The following is a 22,517-nucleotide window of genomic DNA, read 5'->3' as shown; positions in this document are numbered from 1 at the left end:
CGAGCTTGGCGAGCCCGGCGGAGGCCATCACGGTGCCGACGGCACCCGTGTCCGGCTCTGCCGCGGTCCAGCAACCGGTCGCGCTGTCTTGGGCCTGGTTCTGCCTTGGCGCTACCGCAATCTCGACCTCGAAGCGGCCGGGCGTCTTGGCGCTGCCTGGCAGCTTGATGCCGCCCGACAGAAGCTTTGCCATCTCCCGCGGCCAGTCCGACAACAGGAAACCGCTCGCCTCCTCACCCGCCTCGACTGGCTCAGGCGTTGCGACAAGCGTCAGCCTGGACTTGCCGTTGCCGGCGTGGCCCGCCGCGACGACCCGCAGGAAGGGTCGAACAAAAATGGCGCTCATAAAGCATCCTCCAGCAGCGAATGGTCGAAATAGGCGAAGTACTTGACCGGATCGGCCGCGGCGCAGACCGTCGAAGCCAGGGCTCCAGTGTCGAAGCCTCGGTCGTCGGCCGGCCGGCCTGCCGAACCGGTGATGATCGGATCAATGCCGTCAGCGTCTGCAAAGCGGGTCGAAGAATCGAGCGCGGCCTGCTGGGACCCCATTGCCGGCTGGCTGTTCGAGACGCGCACGCTGTAGTCGTAGTCGACGATGCCCATGGAGAAGGAGAACGAGAAGATCGCCTCGCCCTCCATGGCGCCGCCCGCCTTCATGCCGAGCTTGACGTAGAGCGAGGCATAGCAGCTGAATATCCAGATGCTGGCGGCACCGCCGGCGAAAAACGTGCCGGAGAGGTCGGTCACCCGGTTGCCGCTGGGGAGCGTTTGAGTGCGGATATAGAAGCCGCTCATGATGCGGCCATAAGCAACCAGCGGCCCGAAGGAGAAGTCGGCGCTACCGCCGAACTCGAACGACGCCTCGAAGCCGACGATGCTCTTGGCATTGGCGGTGATGGCGAAGTAGCCGGACCCGCCAAAGGGCGGCACGCTGATGGTGAAAGGCGCCAGCCGCCGCGCCAGGGACGCGCGGAACTGCGCCTCGCTGTCGGTAAACGGTAACAGCGCCGCAACGTTCAGCGAGACGTTGGAGAACGAGATGCCCCCGAGCTGGATGGTCCCGAGGTTGAGGCCGTAGCCGGCCTCAATACCCGGCTGTCCGTCCAGCGATTGCAGGTAGAAGCCGCTATCGCTGGGGCTGAGGAAGGATTGCAGCTGCTGGGCAAACTTGAGCTCATCGCCGATCTCAAAGGTGTCATAGTCGACGTCGAAAGACGGCTTGCCCCCGTCTTCGATCAGGAAGGACGCGCCGCGGAATCTCAGCGTGACGGCATCAAAGATGCCGCCCAGAAGGTTCACCTGGAAGGCGCCGAGCTTCGCGTCGGCGCGGAACCTGACAGGATCCTGGCCGAGCAGGTCGATGTCGACCCGCACGGCAACGTCGAATTTTGTCCCCGGAAGAAGCTGGAAGATCTCGCCTTCGGCCGTGCCGCCGCCCGACGCCAGGTTCAGGTCGTAGGCGAGCGTGGTGCGCAGTGGAACCAGATTGGCCAGGGCGTCCTCGATCTCGTCCCGCAGCGCCGCGACGTCGATCATGCTCAAAATGTCGCCGCTGGTTGCCTTGACGACGAGCTGCTTGAGATTGTTGGCGATCACCTGCGGCGCGGCGGCGTGGTTGCGCCAGCCTTCCAGCAGCGCGGACAGTTCCTGGCGAATGTTCACTTGACTGAAATCGCTCGCCGCCGCCGCGTCGGCTATCCAACCGGCCTCCTGTCCCAACCGGTCTGATTTGTCGCCATCGTGCGGGAAAGTCGGATCGGGCTCGACCACGAGGGCCTCGCGAACCAGCCCTTTTGCCAGGCCCTTAGCCAAAGAGGGGTCGGCCAGCACCTTGTCCCGAGCGCGGACGATCTCGGCATAGCCGGTCGCCAATAACGCGAAGGCAGGCTGAACCAGGTGAAAGGCCTTGTCCTGCAAAGGCTTGGGCAGCGCCGAGGCGCGCTCGAACAGGCTGCGGTATGCCGACATGGCGGCTGCCTCAGCGGCCCGCAGCCTGTCCCGCACGGCGTTGAATTCGGCCGCCCCGCCGCCGAAGAAGAATTTCTCGACCGTCGTATCCTTCTTGACGGTCAAGGCGAGAAAATCGGCGATCGTTTGCGGATCGATGCCGACCCCGAAATTCTCGGGCAGGTCCGCCGGTATCGCCGCTTCAAGGGCGGCGAGCGCATCAACCACCCTTTGGCGCTCGGGATCGAGCACTTTGGGCAGATCGGCGAATATCTTTTTGAGCGCCGCGATGCCGGCGGTGGTCAGAAGGCAGCTGTTTGCAAGCAACTTCAACAGCGCGCTTGTCGCAAGTGTCAGGTAGCCGGCAATTTCGGCCTGAGCGGATTTCAGGGATGCCTCTACGGTTTTGACGGCGTTCTGAATGTCTGCGCTGGCACCCAACTTTGCCGCAAACGCCAGGCCCAAGGCGTCCGCATTGTTGGGCTTGCCGGTGATGTAGGCCTTCACGGCCTCGCTGATCGCCTGCAGGGTATCGAACAAGCCGTCCACACCACTCTCGACGATCGCGCGGGCTGCTTCCAATCGCTGCAGAAGCCTTGCCAGATCAGGCGTATCTCCATTTGCGGGGCTCAGTTTTTCGAAGTCGCGCAAAGAGCGCGAGGCCATTTGAAGCCCCTGCCCGAGATGCACGGTGTGCCGATAGGCCTCGCCGATCTGCCCTCTGACGGCACCGGCGAGCGTCTGCGTATCCGACAGCACGCCGTCGACATCATGCTGCAGCGGCAATGGCAGCTCGTCCTTGTGGTCGGTGAACGCGGTTCTGGCGAGAGCAAGGTCCGAGTTGAGCTGGCCGGCGGTTTGCCAGGCCTTGGCGAGCTTCATGAGGGCGCTGCCCGAAGCCGGCAGCGTGTCCGGCAGATCCGCCATCACCGCCGTTTCGACCTCTTCATCGGTCGGCCATTGCTGCGCGCTGTCGCTGGTGAAACCAAGCGACCTGGCCAGCGTGTCGATGGCGTTCGCAGCCTCTCCCGCCGACTTTGTCAGTGGGTTGCTCAGGTCGACCTCGACGCCGAACAGCTGACGCGCCGCAGACCCCGAGGCAGCGAGTGCCGCCTCGATATCACTGTTCTTGACGGCGCTGACAAACGAGACGACGGACTTTCCGCCGTCCTGCAGGCGGGTCAGCGTGGTCATCAACTGCGACAGTGCGGGAGGCAGCTTTATCGGTCTCTTGCCAACGCCATCGCCGACCAGCTTCAACCGGGCGCGATAGACCTCGACCTCCGCCACGAGTCTCGACCGGTAAGGCTCGTCGACATTGTCCTTGACGTGGTCAAGCGCTCCGTCGATTGCGCCGGCGGCGGCATTGATGATCGTTTTGGCCAGATCGGCCGTCGCCGCTTCCGGCGTTGCGGCGCCTGTCGCCAGATCGCCGATTGCTTTCCCGATAGCATCCCGCAAGCCGCCGACATCAGTGGAAACCGCGCCGCGAAGCAGGGCGGCGGTTTCCTGAGCCGCGGTTTCGATATCCGCCGGCGTCGGATCAGCGACGACGCGAACCGCCGCAACCAGATCGGGAACCGGCACCGGCAGCGGGATAATGTCGTCGAAGAACTTGACGGAGGCTATGAGCTCGCCCGCCACCGCGGCGACCGCTGCCGGCGCATCGCCCTGGCCCACCGCCTGGATCTTGGTCAGCGCGGTCTCGAGAGCAGTCTTGGCTGCCAGGATACCCGATATCCCGCCGACCAGCGAACTGCGCACTGCCTCCTGCACCCGCTCGGGCGCGTTCGCGGCAAGCGCGGAAAGCACGCGCGCGAAGCGCTTGCCCGCCTCGTAGACGGCCGAAAGCTTCTTGGGCAGCTTGAGGAGATCGTTCTCCGCCAGCGCGTCGTCGAGCAGACGCCGCAGGCCGGCAAGTCCATCCTCGATCTCGGGAAAGTACGTCTTTATCGAGATGATCTGGACATCCTGACCGATGAGCTTGGCCTGCCTTTTCTGCTCGGCCTGCAGGCGCTGGTCGAGCGCATCCCATTGCGCGGCGATGGCATCGATAGCGGTTCGCAGCGGCAGAAGCACGTTGGTGCGCACAAGCGCCAGGGCATCCGAGGTCGTCTTCTGCAACGCGGAGCCGAATTCGATCGCCTCCTTCAGAAGCGGCAGGTCGGCGCCGGCCAGATCGAAGGATGACATCAGATCCTTGAGCGTGATCAGTCCAAGGAGCTTGGCGTCCGACGAGAAGAAGCCCTTGAACACGTCCATCTTGGCTGGCGCGGAAGCACCGTCGCCGGGCGCCGCCGGCGCAGCGCCGGCGGTCTTTTCGGGGACGGCGCTGCTGAAATATTTGGCCATCGATACAATGGTGGAAGGCGGACGACGCTCGATGGATGGCTCATCGGCTCCGAGCGGTCCCTTGCTTCGGGACAGGGCCTGGATCATCGAATTCGGACGGGCAATGCCGCCCGAGCGGTCACCGCTGCCGGCCATGTCCAGCTTTACCGGCGAGGTGAGGTCGAGGAACACCTCGACGGGATTTTCCGCGGCCGCCACATCGCTCGCGTCCTTTACCGCCCCCTCCTCGCGCGGAAAGCCGTGAGCTAGGAAATGCCCGTCGTAGCGGACGCTGGTCGGCTTGGTGCCAGAACCCGTGAAGCGCTCCACCTGCTCGATGTGGATGTCGGCGATATCGACGGCCGGGTAGAATGGCGGCTGCTCGGCGCCCTCGAGCACGCCTGTCGTCTCGTAGAGGGTATTGTCGCCTTCCCAAGTGCTTCCGCCTGGAGCTTGCCGGCCTTGCGCAACCACCATCACCCGATCGGTGGCGAACGTCGTATCGCCGCTCTCCTTCTCCTCGGCGAAGCGCAGCTTCTGGCCATGCAGCGGCATGTCGCGACGCACAAGTTGGTTGGTGTTGTAGTACTCGGCGGCCTTGCGCACGGCCGCCGGCGTGGTCGCCGCGACATTGTCCAGGAACAGCAGCGGCATCGAGGTCTTCTTGCCGTCGAGCGTGAACTGGAAAGAGATGATGCCCTGATCTGTGAGATCGACCTTCGGCCAGAACGCCAGGCCTGGCTGGTCGCCCAGCGAGAGCATGCCGTTGGGACCAACCTGGCTGTCTCCTGGGAGTGGCCCCACCGGCGTTGTCGGATCCACGATATCGGGTGTGCGACGGGTGAGCATTTCCACGTGGCTGGCGCACCACTGACGGCCGGCGTTGGGCTGACCGACCGCTGGATACTGCTTCTCGGGCTTGCCGACGCGCAGGAACATGCGCTGGCGCAGCAGCGCTTTGTAGCCCTGGTTCTTGGTCAACAGGAAGATGCGCTCGGTGAGCTTGACCAGCGAAGCCCGATGACCAAGCGGGAACAGATAACCCTTATAGACGACCTCGGCGCGGATGTCGCGGCTGAGCACGATGTCGTGCTGCCAACGCTCGATGGTCATGCCATTAAAGAAGGGAAGGCCGTCGATGTCGAGCGCCGTCGCCGGCGGGTTGAAATGAGTGTCGTGGGAGAACGAGCCGCCGAGCGTCGAAAGCGTCAGCTCGGTGGCGTTCAGCGCGACCGGTCGGTAGATCGCCTCATCGGCGCGGCCGTCAAGCAGCGCGAACTCCGCGCCGGGCTCGAATTGGCCGGAGCCGTCGACCAGAGCTCCCGACAATTCGACGTTGTCGCCAACCGCCTGGCGCTTGCCGGTGACAGGCAGGCCAAAGGCCGATGTCAAGAGCATCAGTTCGTGCCGGTCATAGGCGTCGAGCGAGGTGCGGAAGAATTCGATATCCCGCTCGGTCTGCGAGCGGATGCCAAGACGGCGGCAAAGCCAATCGACCAGCCGAAGCTTCCTTGGTGGCTGGAACTCCTTAGCCGCGGCGCAGAACGCCTCGTCGGAGACCCCCTCCCATTTCTTGTCCGGATCGCCAAAGCGCTCGACAAAGGCATCGCGCGGCGATGATGCGCCGGACGCCGCCTGCTCCTTGCCCAGGAACCATGGCGCATAGGCCCCGCGCGGCGGCGCGAAATGACCCGGCAACAAAGCGCGGCTGTCGCGCGTCGCCGGCTCGAGGGCCATCGGGCGGTAATCTGGCGTGCCGACCACGCGCAGGCCCGGTTGCACGTCTTCGATCAGCAAACGCGCGGTCCACAGATCCCGACTGTGGGAGGCGATCGGCGCGCCCGTTTCCACAACCTCGCGACCTGCCTCGAGCACAGCGGGAGGATCGGCAAAGGCCGTGTCCGGCTCCGGAATGGGAAACCGCCGCGTCGTCTGCCAGACGGCATCCTGCGCTGTCGACAACAGCAGCCGCGACGGAATCTCGATTGCCGTCTCGAGCGCATTCGGCGCCTTGGCGAGCGAGGCGCGGATTTCGGCCATGCGCTGGGCGCCGGTGATGTCTTCTCCGGCGCTTAGGCTCTGGTAGTCCAGCATGTGCCGGTCGTCGAGATCTGCGGCCTGCTCGCCCAACGGGGCAAGGACGCCGCTGGGCAGTTCGCGAAAGAGCTTTTCGGCGCGGCGGGTGACTGCCGGCTCGTGGTGCGACCAGTCGGTAAGCGCGGCAAAGGTGAATGGCATGCCGTCGAAGGCGACGCCTGCCGCTCCAGGTCTGGCAGATGACGCCGCGGGCGTGGCGGCGAGGCCGTTGGAGTCGCTGCCGTCGCCCACGCCAGGCCTGCAGTTGAGGCGGAAGGCAAGCCGTGTCGGTCCGGATAAACGGGCCTCGACGATATCGGGAATATCGTCGCGACCGGCCGCGAAATCGCTGAACTTCTCGCGCGCATCCGTATCGCGCCGCCCTGCCCGCGCCAGATCCTTCTCCGCGACGCCGTCGCGGTTGTTTGGATGGAAGTATTCGGACGCGGACTCTTCCGGCAGCGGCGGCTCCGCCGGCCTGACTTTGGCTGCCCCGGTCATCAGGTCGCGATAGAAGCTCCTGAACAGGGCATAGAGCGGAAGGCTGGTCTCGACGGAGCTTTCCAACGCCAGGCGTAGGCCGCGATCGGTAATCGGCCGCTTGAATTCCGTGTGAGCCGCGTTGGCGGCGGCCGAAGCCAGGATAGCGGCGATCTGATCGCGCGCCTGTATGTCGACAAGTTGATCGACGGCGTTTTGGATCGTCTGGCCGAGAGAGAGGGCCTGCAGCTTGCGCGCGGCTTCGAACGCGTCGGGATCAAGGCCGTCCGGGCCGATGTAGATCCTCTGCGCCTTAGAAAGCAGCTTGGTCTCTTCGGCCTTCGCGAAGATTGCGCAAAAATCGGCGAACGGGTGATCGTTCTTGTCCTGGGCGTCTTTCTCCTCCTTGGCGACCTTCGCGTCCTGGATCGCCTGGCGGCCCTTCTCATCGCTGGCGTTGGCAAGCTTGCTTTGCTCTCCCGGGTCCAGGGCCACGTCCGGCAAGGGTGGCGGCTCGGGCAGGAAGATTGCCTCTTCCATCACATGTTGCGGATCGAATTCGACAACCAGAACCGGGCGCGTATCGATGCGCACCGGTTCTGGTTGGGCCCGCCCCTCTCCATCCGCCGAGCCTGCCGGCTCGGAACCTTGGGTGGCGAACACGCCGCAATCGGCGCGTCCATTCAACAGCATCGGTTGCGGCGTGAATGCCAGAGCCACGTCACGGAAGCGGAACCGCAGGCGCATCTGGTCATAGTCGCGAGCGGCGGCAAGGGTGGCGCGCCCGAGATCAAGCGCTGCCTGACGCTGAGTTCCGTCGCGGTCGTCGAGCCAGATGAAGCTGGAGCGTTCAGGAACCGGCGCCTCGGCAATCAGGCCGCCCAACTCCCGGCCATCGGAAAATGCCAGGCGCAATTCTGCACGGTCGAACAGCAGCCTGCTATGACTGACGTCGGGCAATGCGGCGTCCGCCTCAAGCAGCTCGAGATCGATCGCGGCGCGGCGCAAGGATCGCGCCTTGGGATCGCTGTCGGCGACGACCCAGGCCGTCTGGTCCGCGACCGCCGAACGATCGCCGCACGCCGCCAGCGCTATCTTGCCGAATTCGTCGAGACTGTGGGCGGGGTCCTGCGGCGTCGCCGCGGGACCGACAGCGGCCGGTTGGGCGCCCCCCCGCCCGTCCGGTTGCGCCGGCTCCGATGCGCCGTCAGCGCGGACGCGGCCAATCGGCGTGTCGATCGTCCTTCCCTCGCCCTTGGGATCGCTCGTGGACCTTGCCGAAAATACGGTGCGAACTGTCCGTTTCGAACGGGAAGCCGACTTGTCGGGAAAGACGATCGCTGTCTCGGTCGCCACCGACCGCTCCATGGCGATCGGCCCGGCAACGCGGGCACCATCTCGCCAGAACTCCGTCTCGGTCCCTCCGATGGCGATGCGCGTCACGGTCTGATACGTATTCGGCTTCAGCGCGGAAGGTCCGCGGCGGATCTCCACCTGCCAGCCGGCTGCGCGAGCGGGCTGCGGGCGAACAAGGCGCATGCGCGGCGCTTGCCGGCCGCCGAACTCAAGCTTGTCAAGCGACGCGGTCGTGCCCAGCGCCGCAAGATAAGGCCCTTGATCCGCGCTCACGGCAGTGCCGTCTCGGTACCAGCCGACAACAAGATCGGCGATTTCGACCTGGCCGCCGAAGACGGTGAACTTCCTTTGAAGCGCGGCCAGATGCCATTGGAATTGTGAATTCAGGCCGACCAGCACATCCTCCCGGCCGGCGCCGGCGTCGATGCGACCCTCCAGCATCCGCCGAAATGTCTGGGTCAGGCGCGATGCCGGGAGCGTCTCGACCAGTTCAGCCCGACCGCTGACAAAATCGTCGAGGAAGACCGGACTTTCCGTCTTGTACTCCAGCGAGTTTCCCTTGCTGTCGAGCCAGGCGTCAGTGAGCAGGCGAACCTTCCATGCGCCGCTGTTTTCGAAGAACAACTCGATATTGCGGTTGATCAGATCGCCATAGGCGATGTTGCGGACATAGAGCTGGCGCGTACGCGCGTCCGCTGGCGGAGCGCCGAGATCGAACCACGCCTCCGGCCCGAACATTTCAAGGTTGAGCTTCAGGATTTCGAAGCCGCTCGCCGGCTGATTTTTCTCGACGCGGACGACCTGCAATTCGCGACCGTCGGCCGACAGATCGAAACGCAAGGCGAGCTGGCCGTCATCGCGCCGCTCGGCCGCGAATGCGTCGGCGAGGCCTGGTAGCGCAGGCGCAGCCGCCAGAAACGCGAGGACCTGCCTGCGGCTGACTGGCAGTCGGGCGAGGCCGGCGGCGGCCGGTATTGCCGAAAGCGGTTCATAGAGCGTGTCGCGCATTGGTCCTCCCGGGCCATCCAGGCCCAAGCGAAACTTCGGCTGGGGCGAGCGCTGGGAGCGGGCGTCCCGGACAAAGGATTAGGACAACAGCGTTAGGACGACAGCCGTGACACGGCCGTTACAGCGAGCAACGCGAGGCGCTCCCGCTGCTGCCCAGGTGGCGACCCGCCGGACGGCTTGAGTCTTCCTGCTTCTGATCTTGATAGCGGCCATGAGGCGCTTGATCGCCGCGCTCACCGCCTGCTCCGACGTTGCCGAGCTCGCGGCCGCAGTCAAGGTATCTCAAGTCGAACGGAGATACAGGGGGACTTGCGGCGTCCCGAAAGATGAGACTACGGCCGCTCAAGCACGTTGGTTGCGCAGCGGATGGCTCCCGCGGATTCGTGGAAGGCCATCCAGCCGTTCACAGGCCTCACTTCGAAGCCGAGGTCGCTCCAGATCTTTCGGTTTGCCGCATCGGTATCAGCAAATTCGCCATTGAACTGTGGAAGCCACACGATGTCTGGACAGGTCTGGACAATGGTGTTGTTGTAGGCCAAGGGTGCCTTTTTTGTATACCTTGTGGGGTTGTTGATCACCTTGTAGCCGCTGCCACGCAGATAGTCCGACAGCGCACTCAGACAGTCGGCCATTGGAGCTTCCGATTCGCCGCCGTTTCCTATCGATATGATTTGCGCGACCAGCAACGTGCCCTTCGTTCCAGCCTCTTTGCGGCCGGTCACGGAAACAACCTGGTCGGTATGAAGCCAGCTCTGGGTCAACCGGTTCAGCAGCAGATCGGTGATCGTGGCGATCAAGGCGCGTATCAGGGCGACCGAGATGGGCAAGGTGGGTGGAGTGGCGACCGCCAACGGTGCCAAGCCGTGCGTTGTCTGCATTCGCCGCTGAATCTCGAATCTTATCCAATTGACTTTGTCGCGGATGGCCTGGGGGAAATAACCCACAACGGTGAGCGGCCTGGTGTCCAGGGCGCCCAGCCGCGCCACCGCGACTGCCGGCTTGCAAAGGTACTTGGCGATCTGACTGCCGGTGCTGTCCACCGCGCTTTTCCCGACCAGCCGAAAATCCGGCCCGACAAGGCTGTCCCCGCCCTCGAGGTAGGTGTCTGGCACCGGCACGACGGGCGTTCCGTCGATTGCTGAAATCCAGTCGGCCTGGTCGCCTCGGTCCGCGCTGATGACACATTTTACGTAGCTTCGTCTGCCGTCCTGCTCGCCTCGAAGAAAAGCGTCGCGTATCCACGACAGGGTATCCGTCACCTCCCCGCCAGGACGTCCGGCCACGGCAGCGCGGCAGGACAGATTGAGGCCGGCCAGCCAGGACTCGACGTCCGCGACGCTCGTCTGATCGGCAAAGACTTGAACCTCCATCTCCGCCGGAAAGGCCTGCAAGAGATTTTGATACGCAAGTTTCATGTCGGATTGCCCCGCCGTCAGCAGATCGGACGAAACCTGCATTGCGATGCGGGTGATGCGCCCCGTGACATCGTCGGCGAGCGTATTGCGTTTCATTTGCCAAGGCCTCCGACTGGCGCGGGCGCAGCGATGGTTGCCTGCAGCGTGTCGAGATAGATCGTTCGATTGAGTTGGGCCGCGGTGATCGCATGCGGCGCGGTCCCGGCCATGCCCAGGCGCTTTATCAGTTCCTTGGCGTCGAGCGTCTTCTGGCTGACCGTATGGCTTTGCAGATTGCGCGCCAGCATCTCCGTGGCGCGTTGGTCGAAGCCTGCGACGTCAAGAATGCGAGACCACGTCCGCTCCTTGAAATGCAGCACCCGTGCGGCGGCAAGCAGCGCCGGGGCTTGCGAAGCCACCAGCAATTTCAGACCCGACAATTGCGCGATGGTAGCCTCGACGTCCACGAGCGCCACCGTAAGGGGCCGGTAGGCGAGCTCCGGCGGAGCATGCAGGACGGCTACATCGGCGTCGGCGATTCTTTGCCCGGAAAGATATTGTTCGAAGATGACTCCCACCCCCTGCATGCCGAACCGATGGCACTCGGCCGCCCGCAAAGCTCCCATGCTGGCCGCGCCGGAAACCTCGACACCCAGGGCAAGGGCAAACAATATCTCCTTGTGCCAGACCGACGGGCACGATTCGAAAACGCCATCGACTATGCCAATTCTTGAGACGCCATCGCGGCAAGCGCGAAGAATATCGCCGCAAGCTGCAGGCGGGCGCAAATCGACTTCCGCCAAATCGCCCTTCTCCATGCCGCAAATGCTGGGGCCGGCGAAGACGACCGCTTTCATGGCGCCGCCTCTTGCGGCGACCACAGCGCCTCGAGAGCATCGATCCCCATCCGCACGACGCCATGTCCGGCGGCCGCCTGCAGACCGGGCACCAGAACGCGCACTACCCTTACACAATCGGAGAGACCGCCCAGCGGAACGACTATGAGGTCGTGAGCGCCCGCCCGCAGGTTCGCGCTGAGGACGACATCGAGTTTTTCGATCGACGTCGCGTCGGCAGGCAGGTCGTATCGCGGCATGTCTTCAATAGCACGTGCATGGCCTCTCGGGCGCTTGATCAGGCACCCGTGCCGATAATCCTCGAAGGAAAGATCGTCGCGAGCGCCGGCAATTAGGGTCAGTCTGGATTGAACCGCTTCCAGCAGAGCCGCAAACGCCGCCGCCTCGGGCGAAAGCCGGCATGCGAACCCGGCAAAGCCGCGTGCGCCGACGCCCGCGTGGCTCCCCCCCGGCGTGGCGATAAAGGCAGCCACTGTGGGCAGGCGGACATGGCCGGACACATCGGCGAAAAAGCACTCGAACCCGGCGGCCTGCACTCTGGCGACGAGGTCGTCGAGCAGCTCGTGGCGACCGGAGCGACACACCAGCGGTCGCGCAAAGCCCGACAGCTGGCCAAACACGTCCACCATAGCCGTCGCGTCATTTTCGACCACCTCAAGCATTGCATGAAGGGTCGCCTCGGCCATTGACTCCCCTGCGCCCAGGCCAACCGTGGACATTGTGTAGGCGGCGTGATCCCAGCGTGCCTCGCTGCGCAGGTCGAAACCGACCAGCTCGAAGGGTACGTGCACTGGCAGACCATCGACCATGGACAGCCCACGCACCCAGCAGCGCTCGCGGCGCGGGTCCCGGGCGGAGGCGGTCGTTCGAAGGATCTCGAACGCGTCGACGCATCTCAATCCACGACGCTCCATCGCCGCCTGCGCCGCCATTTCCACGACGAGGTCTTCGTGTCGTTCGGCCAGCGACTGCTCCACAGCCTCCATTATTGCGCCCAGCCTGGCATTTTCCGGGCGTATGTCCTTGCCCAAGCAGACAGACAGCGACCGGGAATTCGGGCGTGTGGCGCAGAAGACAGGAACGCCGATGACATCAAGCCCTGTCAGATCGGCCACACGCGTGATGCCGAAGGACGACAGGTGCGGCTCGATCGAGGCCAGCACCTCCGCGGCCCCGGGCCGCGGGGCGGCTTGGGCTCCCGCTGCCGCGTTTGCAGCCGCGCGAAGCGCGCTGACTTCGCCGAGCAGCTTATCCGGCCAGCCAAAGACCCCCGTCATGAGGCCAAGTCAGTCCTGCGCCAACTCTGCTTCCGGCACCGCCGCGGTGAAGAGCGTGGCAGAATCAAGCAAGGTCTTGATGGTCGGCTTGATCGGAACGAAGCCGTTGCGGAAGGTTTTCCATTTCTTGTCATCTACTTCGGATACGAAACAAAACTCTGCGTTGGTGATCGTCTTTCCGATAGAGAGAAGATACTCGATGGAAATGTGCGACAACTCATCCAGATTGTCGGGAGTGTCGCCATTACCGTCCGTCTTGCGGATCAGGCCGTGGATCGCAGCGCCGACATAAGAAAGCGCCTGCTCGAAGGTCTTTTTGTGATTGTCCGCGTAGTTCTGGATCTCCTCCCTTGTCACCACCACCGCACGCAAGGGATCAAGCATGACAATCAAAATGCCCTCGTTCTTGTCGCCGATCACATAAAGTTTCGCCATTTCAGTCCCCTTCTCAAACGACCCCGGCCAACCGGAGTCCCTCCAAACTCAGCCGTCGATGGTCTTCCAATCGATCCGGAGTTACCGTCGCGCTTTTCGCAAGCGCCATTCCGCCCGGGAAAAGTTCCTTTATCCTGCCGGCATAGATGCGCGCGCGATCAAGGTCGCCCTGCAAGGCATGACAGGCCGCCAGCATCGACAGGACCGGTTCGTCGTCCGAAAGCCTGCCGCATAGATCGATAGCTTTCTGGAAAGCCTTTTGATGAAAGGCGATACTGGCGCCCGCCCACCAATAATGGTCTGGCGGCAGCGGATTCAAATCAACGGCGCGTTCGAACTTGCGCCAGCCGCTGTCCGGATCGCCCAGATGAGACAGCGCATCGCCGTATTGCACCTGCAGATCCGCCGCGTTCGGACAAAGGGTCTCGGCCTCCGCCAGCTTTGCCTCACACTCGTCGTAATCACGCTGATAAAGCGCCACAGTACCTTTCATCCAATGTCCGATCGCGTCATTCGGGTCTAGCGCAAGCGCTATGTCCGACTGTTCCCTCGCCAGGTTAAGCAGTTCCGGGTCGTGGCCGCCGACTTGTATCCACTCGAGATAAAGCGTTTGCGCGATGCGCGCCCTTGCCGGCGCGAAAGCGGGATTTTCATCAAGGGACTGTTTGAATGATTTGCGTGCCCGGCGAAGCCTGGGAAGATCGCAAGCAGACAGCCACTTCTGCCCCTGAAGATAGTGTAGATATGCCGGGCCGCCGCAATTTTTCCGAGGCGCTGCGAGAAGGTCACCTTCGATTGCAGAGCAGAGAGTGCCGGCTATGCGAAGAGACAGCAGGCTGAAGGATTTCGATAATCCCTCGACGTCGACGGGGAACTCCCCAGCCCAGATCACTTCCCCGCCGGAGCATTTCGTCATCCTCAAGGCGAGAGTTGTTGCGTGCCTGTCCGGTTTTATAAAGCCGCTGACCGTATAATCCGCGCGCAGTATCGAGTTGTCGACAGGCATCCCAGAGAGATGGTCGATCTTGAAGGAGCTGTGCGGCGCCAGGACCAGGAAGCCTCGATTTCGACCCAGCTCGTTCGCGACATCCTCCACGAAGAACCTGATCAGATCGCCGTTCTCGATTCTGTCGAGAGACAAGGGCGCAAGGAACGCGACCCGTGGTCGCTCATCGACCTGACCGGTCGGCAATGATATCGGACCATATTGCGGGCGAGGCGCGAAGACACGGCGGGTCACGGCGATGGTTTCGGGCGACGGGACCGATCCATACTCGCGCTGCAGCATAAGGCATAGCGCATCGTGGATCCGCCTGGCCTCATCCAGCATCCCGTTGCGGCCGTAGGCCTCGACGAGCGCGCGGTAACTCTGCTCCCGCTCGGGTTCGAAGCCCAACATCCTCTCGGCAATCAGCTTGAGGCTCGTCTCCGAAGCACGGCCGAATTTCGTGAGCTCTATCAGACATGTTTGAGCCAGGAGGAAAAAGCGCTCGCGGATTGCCGCGCGTTCCCTGGCCAGCCAATGCGAGAATTGATCCGTGGTGTCGTCGACGCCCTCGAGCAGGTCGCCTCGAACCAAGGTCATAACGTCGGCGCATGCCGAGGCCTTCTCACTGCCAACGCAGGCCATAAGGCGGCAAACGTCGACTTCATCGCGCGCCACGCCAAGCGCCACGGAATAAGCGTCCACCTGCAGGAGCTCTCGCTCGGCGGGAATGGCCTTTTTGACGCGGGCTATCAGTTGCCTGAGGTTCGAAAGCGCAGAGCCTTCAGAACTGCTCTCCCAGAGCAGATCGGCGATCTCCCTGCGGGATACCGCTCCAGAGGCCGAAAGACTAACTATGGCAATAAGTTGGAATGCTTTCCCTGGGAAAAATGCGCCTGGAGGCAGTCCAGCGATTGCCGGAGTCCCCATTATTCGAACTGACGGTTCCCCTGTTATCGTCATATTCAATGTCTGCCCCAGACGCCAGACACTATCCGAATGTCTTTGCCGTTCAAGTAATTTCTATTTCAAGGCGGCACGACTACCAGATGGTAGTCGTGCCTTGCCAAGTCACGTTGGCGTCACGCTCCCACTGATCTTGTCACCAGAACGTGAGGACGAAGAAGGCGAACTATCAGCCGCGGCCTGCTGACCCTCTATGTACTGACCGCCTGATTGCCCGCGTCAGAAACCAAGCAGGAGGCGCCGAGATCGTGGGTAACGAAATACTGCCCCTTCTGTGTCCGGACTGGCGAACAGCGACCCTGGTGATCGACGGGAAGCACGCGTCGGTAGCGTTCGCCAATTCGACTGGCATTGCCATGCTGAGACGAAAGCGGCAGGTCCGTCTATCCCGAGGACGCCTTGTGTTCGGGTCGGCCGATCTCGATCGCAGGTTTCGTCTGGAGCTGGAGCGACTGATCTCGACTGGGAGCGAAAGCGCCTTTTTGTTCGAACGCGATGTGGCGGAGGAAGGCTGGCTATCTGTGTCCATCCGAAATGGTCAGGGCTTTTTTCGCGATGCGATCCACACTGGACTCGGCGCTGCTTATGGTCAGAGCCTGATGGTGATCGAGCTCTTCAACGACAGCGAGGATATCGATGCACAGGCGTTTTCCGCGTTTGCCGCGACGGCCTCGCTCTCCAACGCGGAAGCGGAACTGGTGGACGCGGTCGCCCGCGGAAGGTCCCTCCGGCAAGCAGCAGAAAAAAAGGGCGTGGCCATATCGACGATCAGACAGCGCATGAAGGCCATCCTCCTCAAAACCGGATGCCGAAGTCAGCCCGAACTGACGCATCTGGTCCTGTCGCTCTGTCCGAGACGTTCAAACTAATGTACAGCGCCCCGCCGCTTCGCAGGCGAATTGAGCGTATGCCGCCAGCCTTGCGGCGACTGAGCATCGAAGTGGCTCGCATCTCGCAAGGCAAAATACGGTCTGATTACCTAGTCCCCCCTGCCCAATCGGAAGATGAACGAGACGCAATTCTCTAATATCCATCGATCTGTGCGAGCGTAGCCTTACGAGTCGATCTCACGAGATCGGTGATCGCCAGAAACAAACAGAACCGGACCGCCCTGTCCGCAACGGGCTGCCACCGGTATCAGAGCCTGGCTCTTGCGGCGCGGATCATGTCCCTGATAGCCCCCGACTTGTGGGGTCCCCGAGAGTGTCCGTGACGACGATGTCGCCGGGATCGAGCGTGGGCACAGTTGCTGCTCGACGGGCGCGGAAGCACTGGCCGTTGATTGGCCCGTCGAAGACGCAAAGCGCTGTCAGTCGGTCGCACCGCAGGGCGCCGGGGAAGGCCAATGTGCGCGCCAGTGACCATGCGGGGCAAGGCTGTGCAGGCGTTTGCCTGATGTCCCCAGCCGCGTGGCCGTGCCATGCTGGTCTTGATTATCCAAGTCCCGTCGATGAAGACCAGCCGTCACGGGTCGAAACCGGCCTGCCAGGCGCGCCGGCGTGCCGCCTCGCGATGTCAGCGCAGGCTTGCTCAGGGCGAACAGCGTCTTTTTTGAACCGTGGGCCCTCGCGCCGCAGGAACTGCCACACTGTATCGTGCGAGACCTTCACGCCCCGTGCCGCCAGTTCGTCCTTCAGCCCATGCAGTGACAGATGCGGCGTCTGATGGATCCGTTCCAGGATGAATGCACAGTGCGGCTCCAGGACACGCTTACGGTGCCCACCCATCGTGCCAGGCGCTCGCACGGTACCGCTGCGACCACTTCACCGCCGACGAAACTGCAATCCCGAAACGAGCCGCCCCCGACTGCCAGCTCTCGCCGGCCACGATCGCAGACACAACACGCTCGCGAAGATCGTTGGAAAGAGATGCCGCCATCCGATGCTGGCCTCCAGTCCCAGCCAGCATCTTGAATAACAAAACGGCCCTAACCGGAATCCCCTTCCGATTCGGTCAAACTCTGAAACGCTCTAGAAGCGCAACTCCGGTGCCGTCACGGCAATCATTCGCAAGGAACGACTGGCGACGATCGCATGTCCAAAACGCAAAAACCGCCCCGGTTAGACCGGGACGGTTATAGATTTATGACAGAATTGGTTGCGGGGACACGCAACCACCGATACCGACAATCACTGATCGTTTCGATTTGACGATGCCAAGCCACACCAAGTTGGTGTTTTGGTGGGCCCGGAGGGACTCGAACCCCCAACCAAGCGGTTATGAGCCGCCGGCTCTAACCATTGAGCTACAGGCCCCACGCGGGCTGGCTTAGTGTTTTTCTTGTCGTCGCACAAGGCTTTCGAAAGCTCTGGCGCAAAACGCCAAAATCAGCCCATATTCGCGCCGTAGAGCGGCCTGCGCCCATATGGCGCGAGAAAGGTCCAGCCCTTGCACCGCACTGCAGGAATCGGCGCCCTTTGCGGGTCGAGGCAGATGCGGCACGGGGGAGGCGGACCGCAGACTTCGAGGAGTTTCATGACCAGACAACTTTTGCCCATCGCGCTCGCTGCCGCGGTCGCGTTCCCGGCGCTGGCGAGCGCCGCCGACATCCAGCCTCCGCCACGCATCATCGTGTCCGGCGAAGGCGAAGCGACCGTGGCGCCGGACATGGCGATCCTTTCGCTCAGCGTGATGCGCGAGGCCAAAAGCGCGCGCGAAGCGCTCGACGCCAACAACGACGCCATGGCGGCGGTGATCGCGGCGATGAAATCCGCTGGCATTGCAGAACGCGACCTGCAGACCGCCGGCATCCAGATCAACCCGCGCTACAACTACACCAACAAGGCCGACGGCAGCCAGGAAGCCGAGCTCGTCGCCTATCAGGTGACCAACACGCTGTCGGTGCGCGTGCGCGACGTCGACAAGACCGGCGAGATTCTGGACAAGGCGGTGTCGCTCGGCGTCAACCAGGGCGGCGGCATTGCTTTTACCAACGATAATCCGAAGGCCACGATCACCGAGGCGCGCAAGAAGGCCGTCGCCGACGCGATGGCCAAGGCAAAGACCCTCGCCGAAGCGGCGGGCGTCAGTCTGGGCAAGGTGCTCGAGATCGCCGACCAGAATGTCGCGCCGGTGCCGATGCCGATGGCGGCCAAGTCGTTGGATGCGGCCCGTTCGGCCGTCCCCGTGCAGGCCGGCGAGAATTCCTACAACGTCCAGGTCACGGTCACCTTCGAGCTGAGGTGACATCCGGCCCAGCCGCGGACATGCCGTTAGCAAAACGCCCCGCAGGATCATCCTGCGGGGCGTTTTCGAGCCGCGCCTCATCTTGAGGGGCTCAGCTACTCATAGGCGATCCTCGCAGAGGATCGTCCGCATAAGCGATCCTCGAACGGGATCGCCCTTTCAGCCTCAGCGATAGATGATCGGGCAGCCGCGCTCGTTGGCGAACACCACCACGACACGGTCGCCATACTGGCGACCTGCCACCTTCACGGTACGGCGGCTGATGTCGACGATGCGGGCGCGGTGCAGACCCATGCGCTCGGCCTTGTCGAGGGCGCGGTCCGGCGAACAGCCGCGCCAGTCGCGGTCGCGGCGCCAGTCGCGGCGATAACCGTCATCGTCGCCGGTGTAGATGCCGAAACGCGGGTCGTGCCTGTCCCCGAAACCGAGATAGAGGCTGTCCGCATGTGCCGGAATGGCCGTCAAAGTGCCAAGCCCGACAAGGGCCGAAAGGGCTGCCGTCCTGATCGTGTTGAACATCGTCTTCTCTCCTTATTGTGGGCTGTCGCCCGTAGAACCGATGATTGGAAAATGCCCTTTTGCGTCTGAACCTTCCGCGAACCGGCCATTCATGTCTGGTTCATATAAGCGCGAACCCGCCAGGGTTCGTCGCTCGTGCCAAAACCGCGAGCCCCTTAGGCGCGAACCCGCCAGGGTTCGTCGCTCGTAAGTGCGTAAAAGCGAGGCCCCTCAGGTTTCTAAACGCGAACCCGCAGGTTTCGTCGTTCCTCGTCAAAAGCGCCTCGTCAGCGTTCGTCATCTAGAGGCGAACCCGTCAGGGTTCGTCGTCCAGACGCGAACTGCTAAGGTTCGTCGTCCAATATATAATCAAAATAATCGTCCGGGTCGGCCAGATCGGTTTCCTTGGCCTTCACCCGACCCCGGATCGAGATGCCGGCCTCGTGCACGGTCTCAGCGCTTCCCGAAACAAGTCTGTGCCACCAGTAGAGATCATGGCCCTCGGCAATAAGCCGGTAGGCACAGGTTTTTGGCAGCCAGGTGATGGTGCGCACATTCTGTGGCGTCAGGCCGACGCAATCGGGCACCCGCGCCAGGCGGTTTGCATAGTCGGAGCAGCGGCAGTTCTCGGCGTCGAACAGCCTGCAGCCCACGCTTGTCCAGAAGATCTCGCCCGTATCCTCATCCTCGAGCTTGGACAGGCAGCATTTGCCGCAGCCGTCGCAAAGCGATTCCCATTCGGCCGGGGTCATCGCCTCAAGCGTCTTGGTTTTCCAGAATGGCGCGGTCATTTGGCTGGATTTGGCCCTCCGCGGTCTTCCGGTCAAGCGCTGTGTGGCGGCGACCCAGTATCAACATTAGAAAAACACGAAATTGCCTTCAAAAGGCCGGCCAGGCATCCTTGGTTGGCGCCAATGCCTGACGGAACCAATTATGGTTGATGAAAGTTTGGGCAGGGATGGGACCCCATTAGGAGAAATCGATATGAAACGCCAACCACGGATTCTGGCGGGCACGGCAATCGGCCTGCTTATGGCATCCGCGCCGTTGGGCGCGTACCCGCTGCAGGGGGGTGTCGCTTCCGGCGGCCTGCACGGAGCGCCGCTCGTGCTGGCTCAGGCCGCCTGCGCCGAAGGCCAGTCGGCCGAAGAATGCGCGCAAGGCGGAGCCGAACAGCCGCGTAGAAAGAAGCGCGAGCAGCAGCAGCAAAGCGAATCGGCGCCGGCCGAACAGGCCGCGCCCGCCGAATCCGAGCAACAGCCGCGCAAGAAGCGGCACGAGCAGCAGCAGACGGAGGGCGCCCAGTCCGGGGAAGCTGCACCGGCCGAGCAGCAGTTCAAGCCACGCAAGAAGCGCGACCAACAGCAGCAAATCGAGGCGGCACCCGCCGACCAGGGCGGCCAGCCTGCGACCGACGAGCAACAATTCAAGCCGCGCAAGAAGCGCGATCAACAGCAGCAGATCCAGGCAGCACCCGCCGACCAGGGCGGCCAGCCGGCGGCCGACGAGCAGCAATTCAAGCCGCGCAAGAAGCGTGACCAGCAGCAGCAGATCGAGGCTGCACCCGCCGACCAGGGCGGCCAGCCCGCGGCCGAGGAGCAGCAGCCGCGCAAGAAGAAGCGCAACCAGCAGCAGATCGAAGCGGCGCCAGCCGACCAGCAGCCCGCGGAACAGGTCGCGCCTGCCGCCGGCGACCAGCAGCAAGGCAACCAGGGTCGCAAGAAGCGCAAGCACGATCAGCAGCAGACAGAAGGTGCGCCCGCCGGCCAAGCCGGCGAGCAGGTTGCCCCGACCGAACAGACTGCTCCCGCCAACGACAACCAGCAAGGCGGCAATCAGCTCAGGAAGAAGCTTAAGCAGAACCAGCAGGGTGAGACCGCCCCGGCCGAGCAGACGCAGACCAACGAGCCGGCCAAGAAGCGGGCGCCGGCAGGTGAGCCCGTGCCGCAGGCCCAGCCGCTGCAGAATGGCGAGCAGCCAGCCCAGGGCGAACAGGCCCAGGACAACAAGAAGCGTGGCAAGAAGCCGAACGCGGAACAGCCCGCGACGGGTGAACAGCCCTCGACAGGTGAACAACCCGCGACCGGCGAACAGCCACAGACCGGAGAGCAGACGAAGACCGGCCGCAAGCCCCTCACCGGCGAGCAGCAACCCGCAACCGGCGAGCAGCCGGCCAATGGCAATCAGCCGGCGAACAACAACCAGCCTGCCAACGGCAACGCCGCGCAGGGCGAAACCGCCAATCCGAACGAGGCGCCCGTCTTGGACAGCCAGAAAGATGCCATGCGCAAGCACCGGGGCCGCAACGACAACGGCCAGAACGGCGGGGCCCAGACCGGTGGCGCTCAAATCGAAAATGGCCAGGCCGGCAACGGCCAGAACGCCAATCAGGCCGGACAGCAGCAAGGTGGCGAGCAGGCGCAGAGGCCGGCTCCGGTCGATCAGGGGCCGCCGCCCACCGACGACAAGTCGGCGCAGCAGGCGATCAAGCCCGAAAAGATCGTCCCAGTGGACCAGGAGAAAGGCAAGCGGATCGAGCTTACGCCCGAGCAGGTTGTCCGTGAGCGCCGCCGGCCGCAGGGTGCCGACGTGGTGAAGCAGTTCGGCGACCGGGTGATCCTTCAGTTCAACAACCAGACATTCGTGGAAAGCAACGAAGCTCCTCGCATCACCCGCGGCGCCAGGGATGTTTACTACGAGGATCTTTCGGGCGGCCGCACCCGCGAAATCGTGGAGCGCGACAACGGCGTCAGGATCATCACCATCCGCAACCGTAATGGCGACGTCATCCGGCGATCTCGCGTTACATCGGATGGCCGCGAATACGTGCTGAGCTATGTCGACGAGCGCTACTATAACGACGTCGACGAGTGGCGCGATCCCGGCGACGACCTGCCACCGATGCGGCTCGACATTCCGCGCCGGGACTACATCCTGGATTCGGAGGAAGTCGAGGATCCGGACGAATATTATACCTTTCTCGAGCAGCCACCTGTGGAAAGGGTGCAGCGTCTCTACTCGATTGACGAGGTCAAGCGCTCGGCCCGCGTGCGCGACATCGCCCGGCGTATCGACCTCGACACGCTGAACTTCGATTTCGGCTCGGCGACGCTCTCCGACACCGAAGTGCAAAAGCTCGAAGGCGTCGCCACCGCCATGGAAAAACTGCTCAAGAAGAACCCGGCGGAAACCTTCCTGATCGAGGGCCATACCGACGCCGTCGGCACGCCGGACGCAAACCTCGCTCTGTCGGACCGGCGCGCCGAGGCGGTGGCCGAGGCGCTCACCAACGCCTTTGGCATCCCGGCCGAGAACCTCACCACGCAGGGCTATGGCGAGGAGTATCTCAAGGTGAACACGCCCGGTCCGAACCGCGAGAACCGGCGTGTCGCCATCCGCCGCATCACCTCGCTGGTGGCGCCGGTGGCGAGCAACAGCGAGCAACAATGAGCGTTTGATTTCAAGATCCTGCCCGGATCTGCAGAATCAGCGCGCAAGACGGGCCCGTCCGCTTCGGACGGGCCTTTTTTCCTTACCGGCTCAAAAAGAATTGTCCTGCCTGGCCCGGCCTGCTCATTGAATCGCCGCATTGCGGCACCCAGATTCCAGATAGGGCGTTCCCTGCCCTGTCCCGACTCCAGCGGGACACGTTGAGCCCCGCCGGGCCCCCTCCCCGGCGGGGTTTTTTGCCTTGAAAACCTGTGTCACCTGGCCGAAATAC

Annotated in this window: 11 protein-coding genes, 1 tRNA gene and 1 pseudogene; 3 read left to right on the top strand and 10 right to left on the bottom strand. The window is 63.3% G+C overall.

From position 1 onward, the window contains the following. Nucleotides 1-342 precede the first annotated feature (342 nt). The 6 genes from LB529_RS13345 to LB529_RS13320 all read right to left on the bottom strand — a co-directional run bounded on the left by LB529_RS13345 (nucleotide 343) and on the right by LB529_RS13320 (nucleotide 14,851). A complete protein-coding gene (locus LB529_RS13345) occupies nucleotides 343-9,198 on the bottom strand; it encodes a hypothetical protein (protein WP_224711322.1) in 8,856 nt (2,951 codons plus the stop codon). A 332-nt stretch (nucleotides 9,199-9,530) separates the two neighbouring features. After that, on the bottom strand, nucleotides 9,531-10,709 hold the full coding sequence (locus LB529_RS13340; RefSeq protein WP_224711321.1) for a hypothetical protein: 1,179 nt from the start codon (nucleotides 10,707-10,709) through the stop codon (nucleotides 9,531-9,533). Further along, nucleotides 10,706-11,449: a TfuA-like protein gene (locus tag LB529_RS13335; protein WP_224711320.1), complete on the bottom strand. Its 744-nt coding sequence runs from the start codon at nucleotides 11,447-11,449 to the stop codon at nucleotides 10,706-10,708. The genes LB529_RS13340 and LB529_RS13335 overlap by 4 nt, the downstream gene beginning before the upstream one ends. After that, on the bottom strand, nucleotides 11,446-12,726 hold the full coding sequence (locus LB529_RS13330) for a YcaO-like family protein (RefSeq protein ID WP_224711319.1): 1,281 nt from the start codon (nucleotides 12,724-12,726) through the stop codon (nucleotides 11,446-11,448). Before LB529_RS13330 ends, LB529_RS13335 begins: the two co-directional genes overlap by 4 nt. 9 nt (nucleotides 12,727-12,735) lie before the next feature. Continuing rightward, nucleotides 12,736-13,161: a hypothetical protein gene (locus LB529_RS13325; RefSeq protein ID WP_224711318.1), complete on the bottom strand. Its 426-nt coding sequence runs from the start codon at nucleotides 13,159-13,161 to the stop codon at nucleotides 12,736-12,738. A 13-nt stretch (nucleotides 13,162-13,174) separates the two neighbouring features. After that, nucleotides 13,175-14,851: a BTAD domain-containing putative transcriptional regulator gene (locus LB529_RS13320; protein WP_224711317.1), complete on the bottom strand. Its 1,677-nt coding sequence runs from the start codon at nucleotides 14,849-14,851 to the stop codon at nucleotides 13,175-13,177. Between the two features lie 509 nt (nucleotides 14,852-15,360). Between LB529_RS13320 and LB529_RS13315 the strand changes: the two genes are divergently transcribed. After that, nucleotides 15,361-15,981, top strand: a complete 621-nt coding sequence (locus LB529_RS13315) for a helix-turn-helix transcriptional regulator (protein WP_224711316.1) — start codon at nucleotides 15,361-15,363, stop codon at nucleotides 15,979-15,981. A gap of 271 nt (nucleotides 15,982-16,252) precedes the next feature. Here LB529_RS13315 and LB529_RS13310 read toward each other — a convergent pair. Both LB529_RS13310 and LB529_RS13305 read right to left on the bottom strand, forming a co-directional pair. After that, nucleotides 16,253-16,990, bottom strand: a pseudogene (locus tag LB529_RS13310) (transposase); the annotation flags it as partial. A gap of 301 nt (nucleotides 16,991-17,291) precedes the next feature. After that, a tRNA-Ile gene (locus tag LB529_RS13305) sits at nucleotides 17,292-17,367 on the bottom strand. 220 nt (nucleotides 17,368-17,587) lie between these two features. Between LB529_RS13305 and LB529_RS13300 the strand changes: the two genes are divergently transcribed. Continuing rightward, nucleotides 17,588-18,298: an SIMPL domain-containing protein gene (locus LB529_RS13300; RefSeq protein WP_224711315.1), complete on the top strand. Its 711-nt coding sequence runs from the start codon at nucleotides 17,588-17,590 to the stop codon at nucleotides 18,296-18,298. Between the two features lie 165 nt (nucleotides 18,299-18,463). Here the strand turns inward: LB529_RS13300 and LB529_RS13295 are convergent, their stop codons facing one another. Further along, nucleotides 18,464-18,817 (bottom strand): hypothetical protein, encoded by a 354-nt coding sequence (locus tag LB529_RS13295; RefSeq protein WP_095766645.1) that lies wholly within the window; start codon nucleotides 18,815-18,817, stop codon nucleotides 18,464-18,466. A gap of 323 nt (nucleotides 18,818-19,140) precedes the next feature. Next, the gene (locus LB529_RS13290) at nucleotides 19,141-19,587 is read right to left on the bottom strand and encodes a YcgN family cysteine cluster protein (protein ID WP_095766643.1); all 447 of its coding nucleotides are present in this window, start codon (nucleotides 19,585-19,587) and stop codon (nucleotides 19,141-19,143) included. Between the two features lie 193 nt (nucleotides 19,588-19,780). On the opposite strand from LB529_RS13290, the gene LB529_RS13285 reads away from it, so the two are divergent. Further along, a complete protein-coding gene (locus LB529_RS13285; RefSeq protein ID WP_411962495.1) occupies nucleotides 19,781-22,246 on the top strand; it encodes an OmpA family protein in 2,466 nt (821 codons plus the stop codon). Nucleotides 22,247-22,517 lie beyond the last annotated feature (271 nt).

The organism is Mesorhizobium sp. CA5, from assembly GCF_020165105.1.
Classification (GTDB): Bacteria; Pseudomonadota; Alphaproteobacteria; order Rhizobiales; family Rhizobiaceae; genus Mesorhizobium.
Note: the sequence above shows the minus strand (reverse complement) of the source record. Positions and strands in the feature narration are given on the sequence as shown.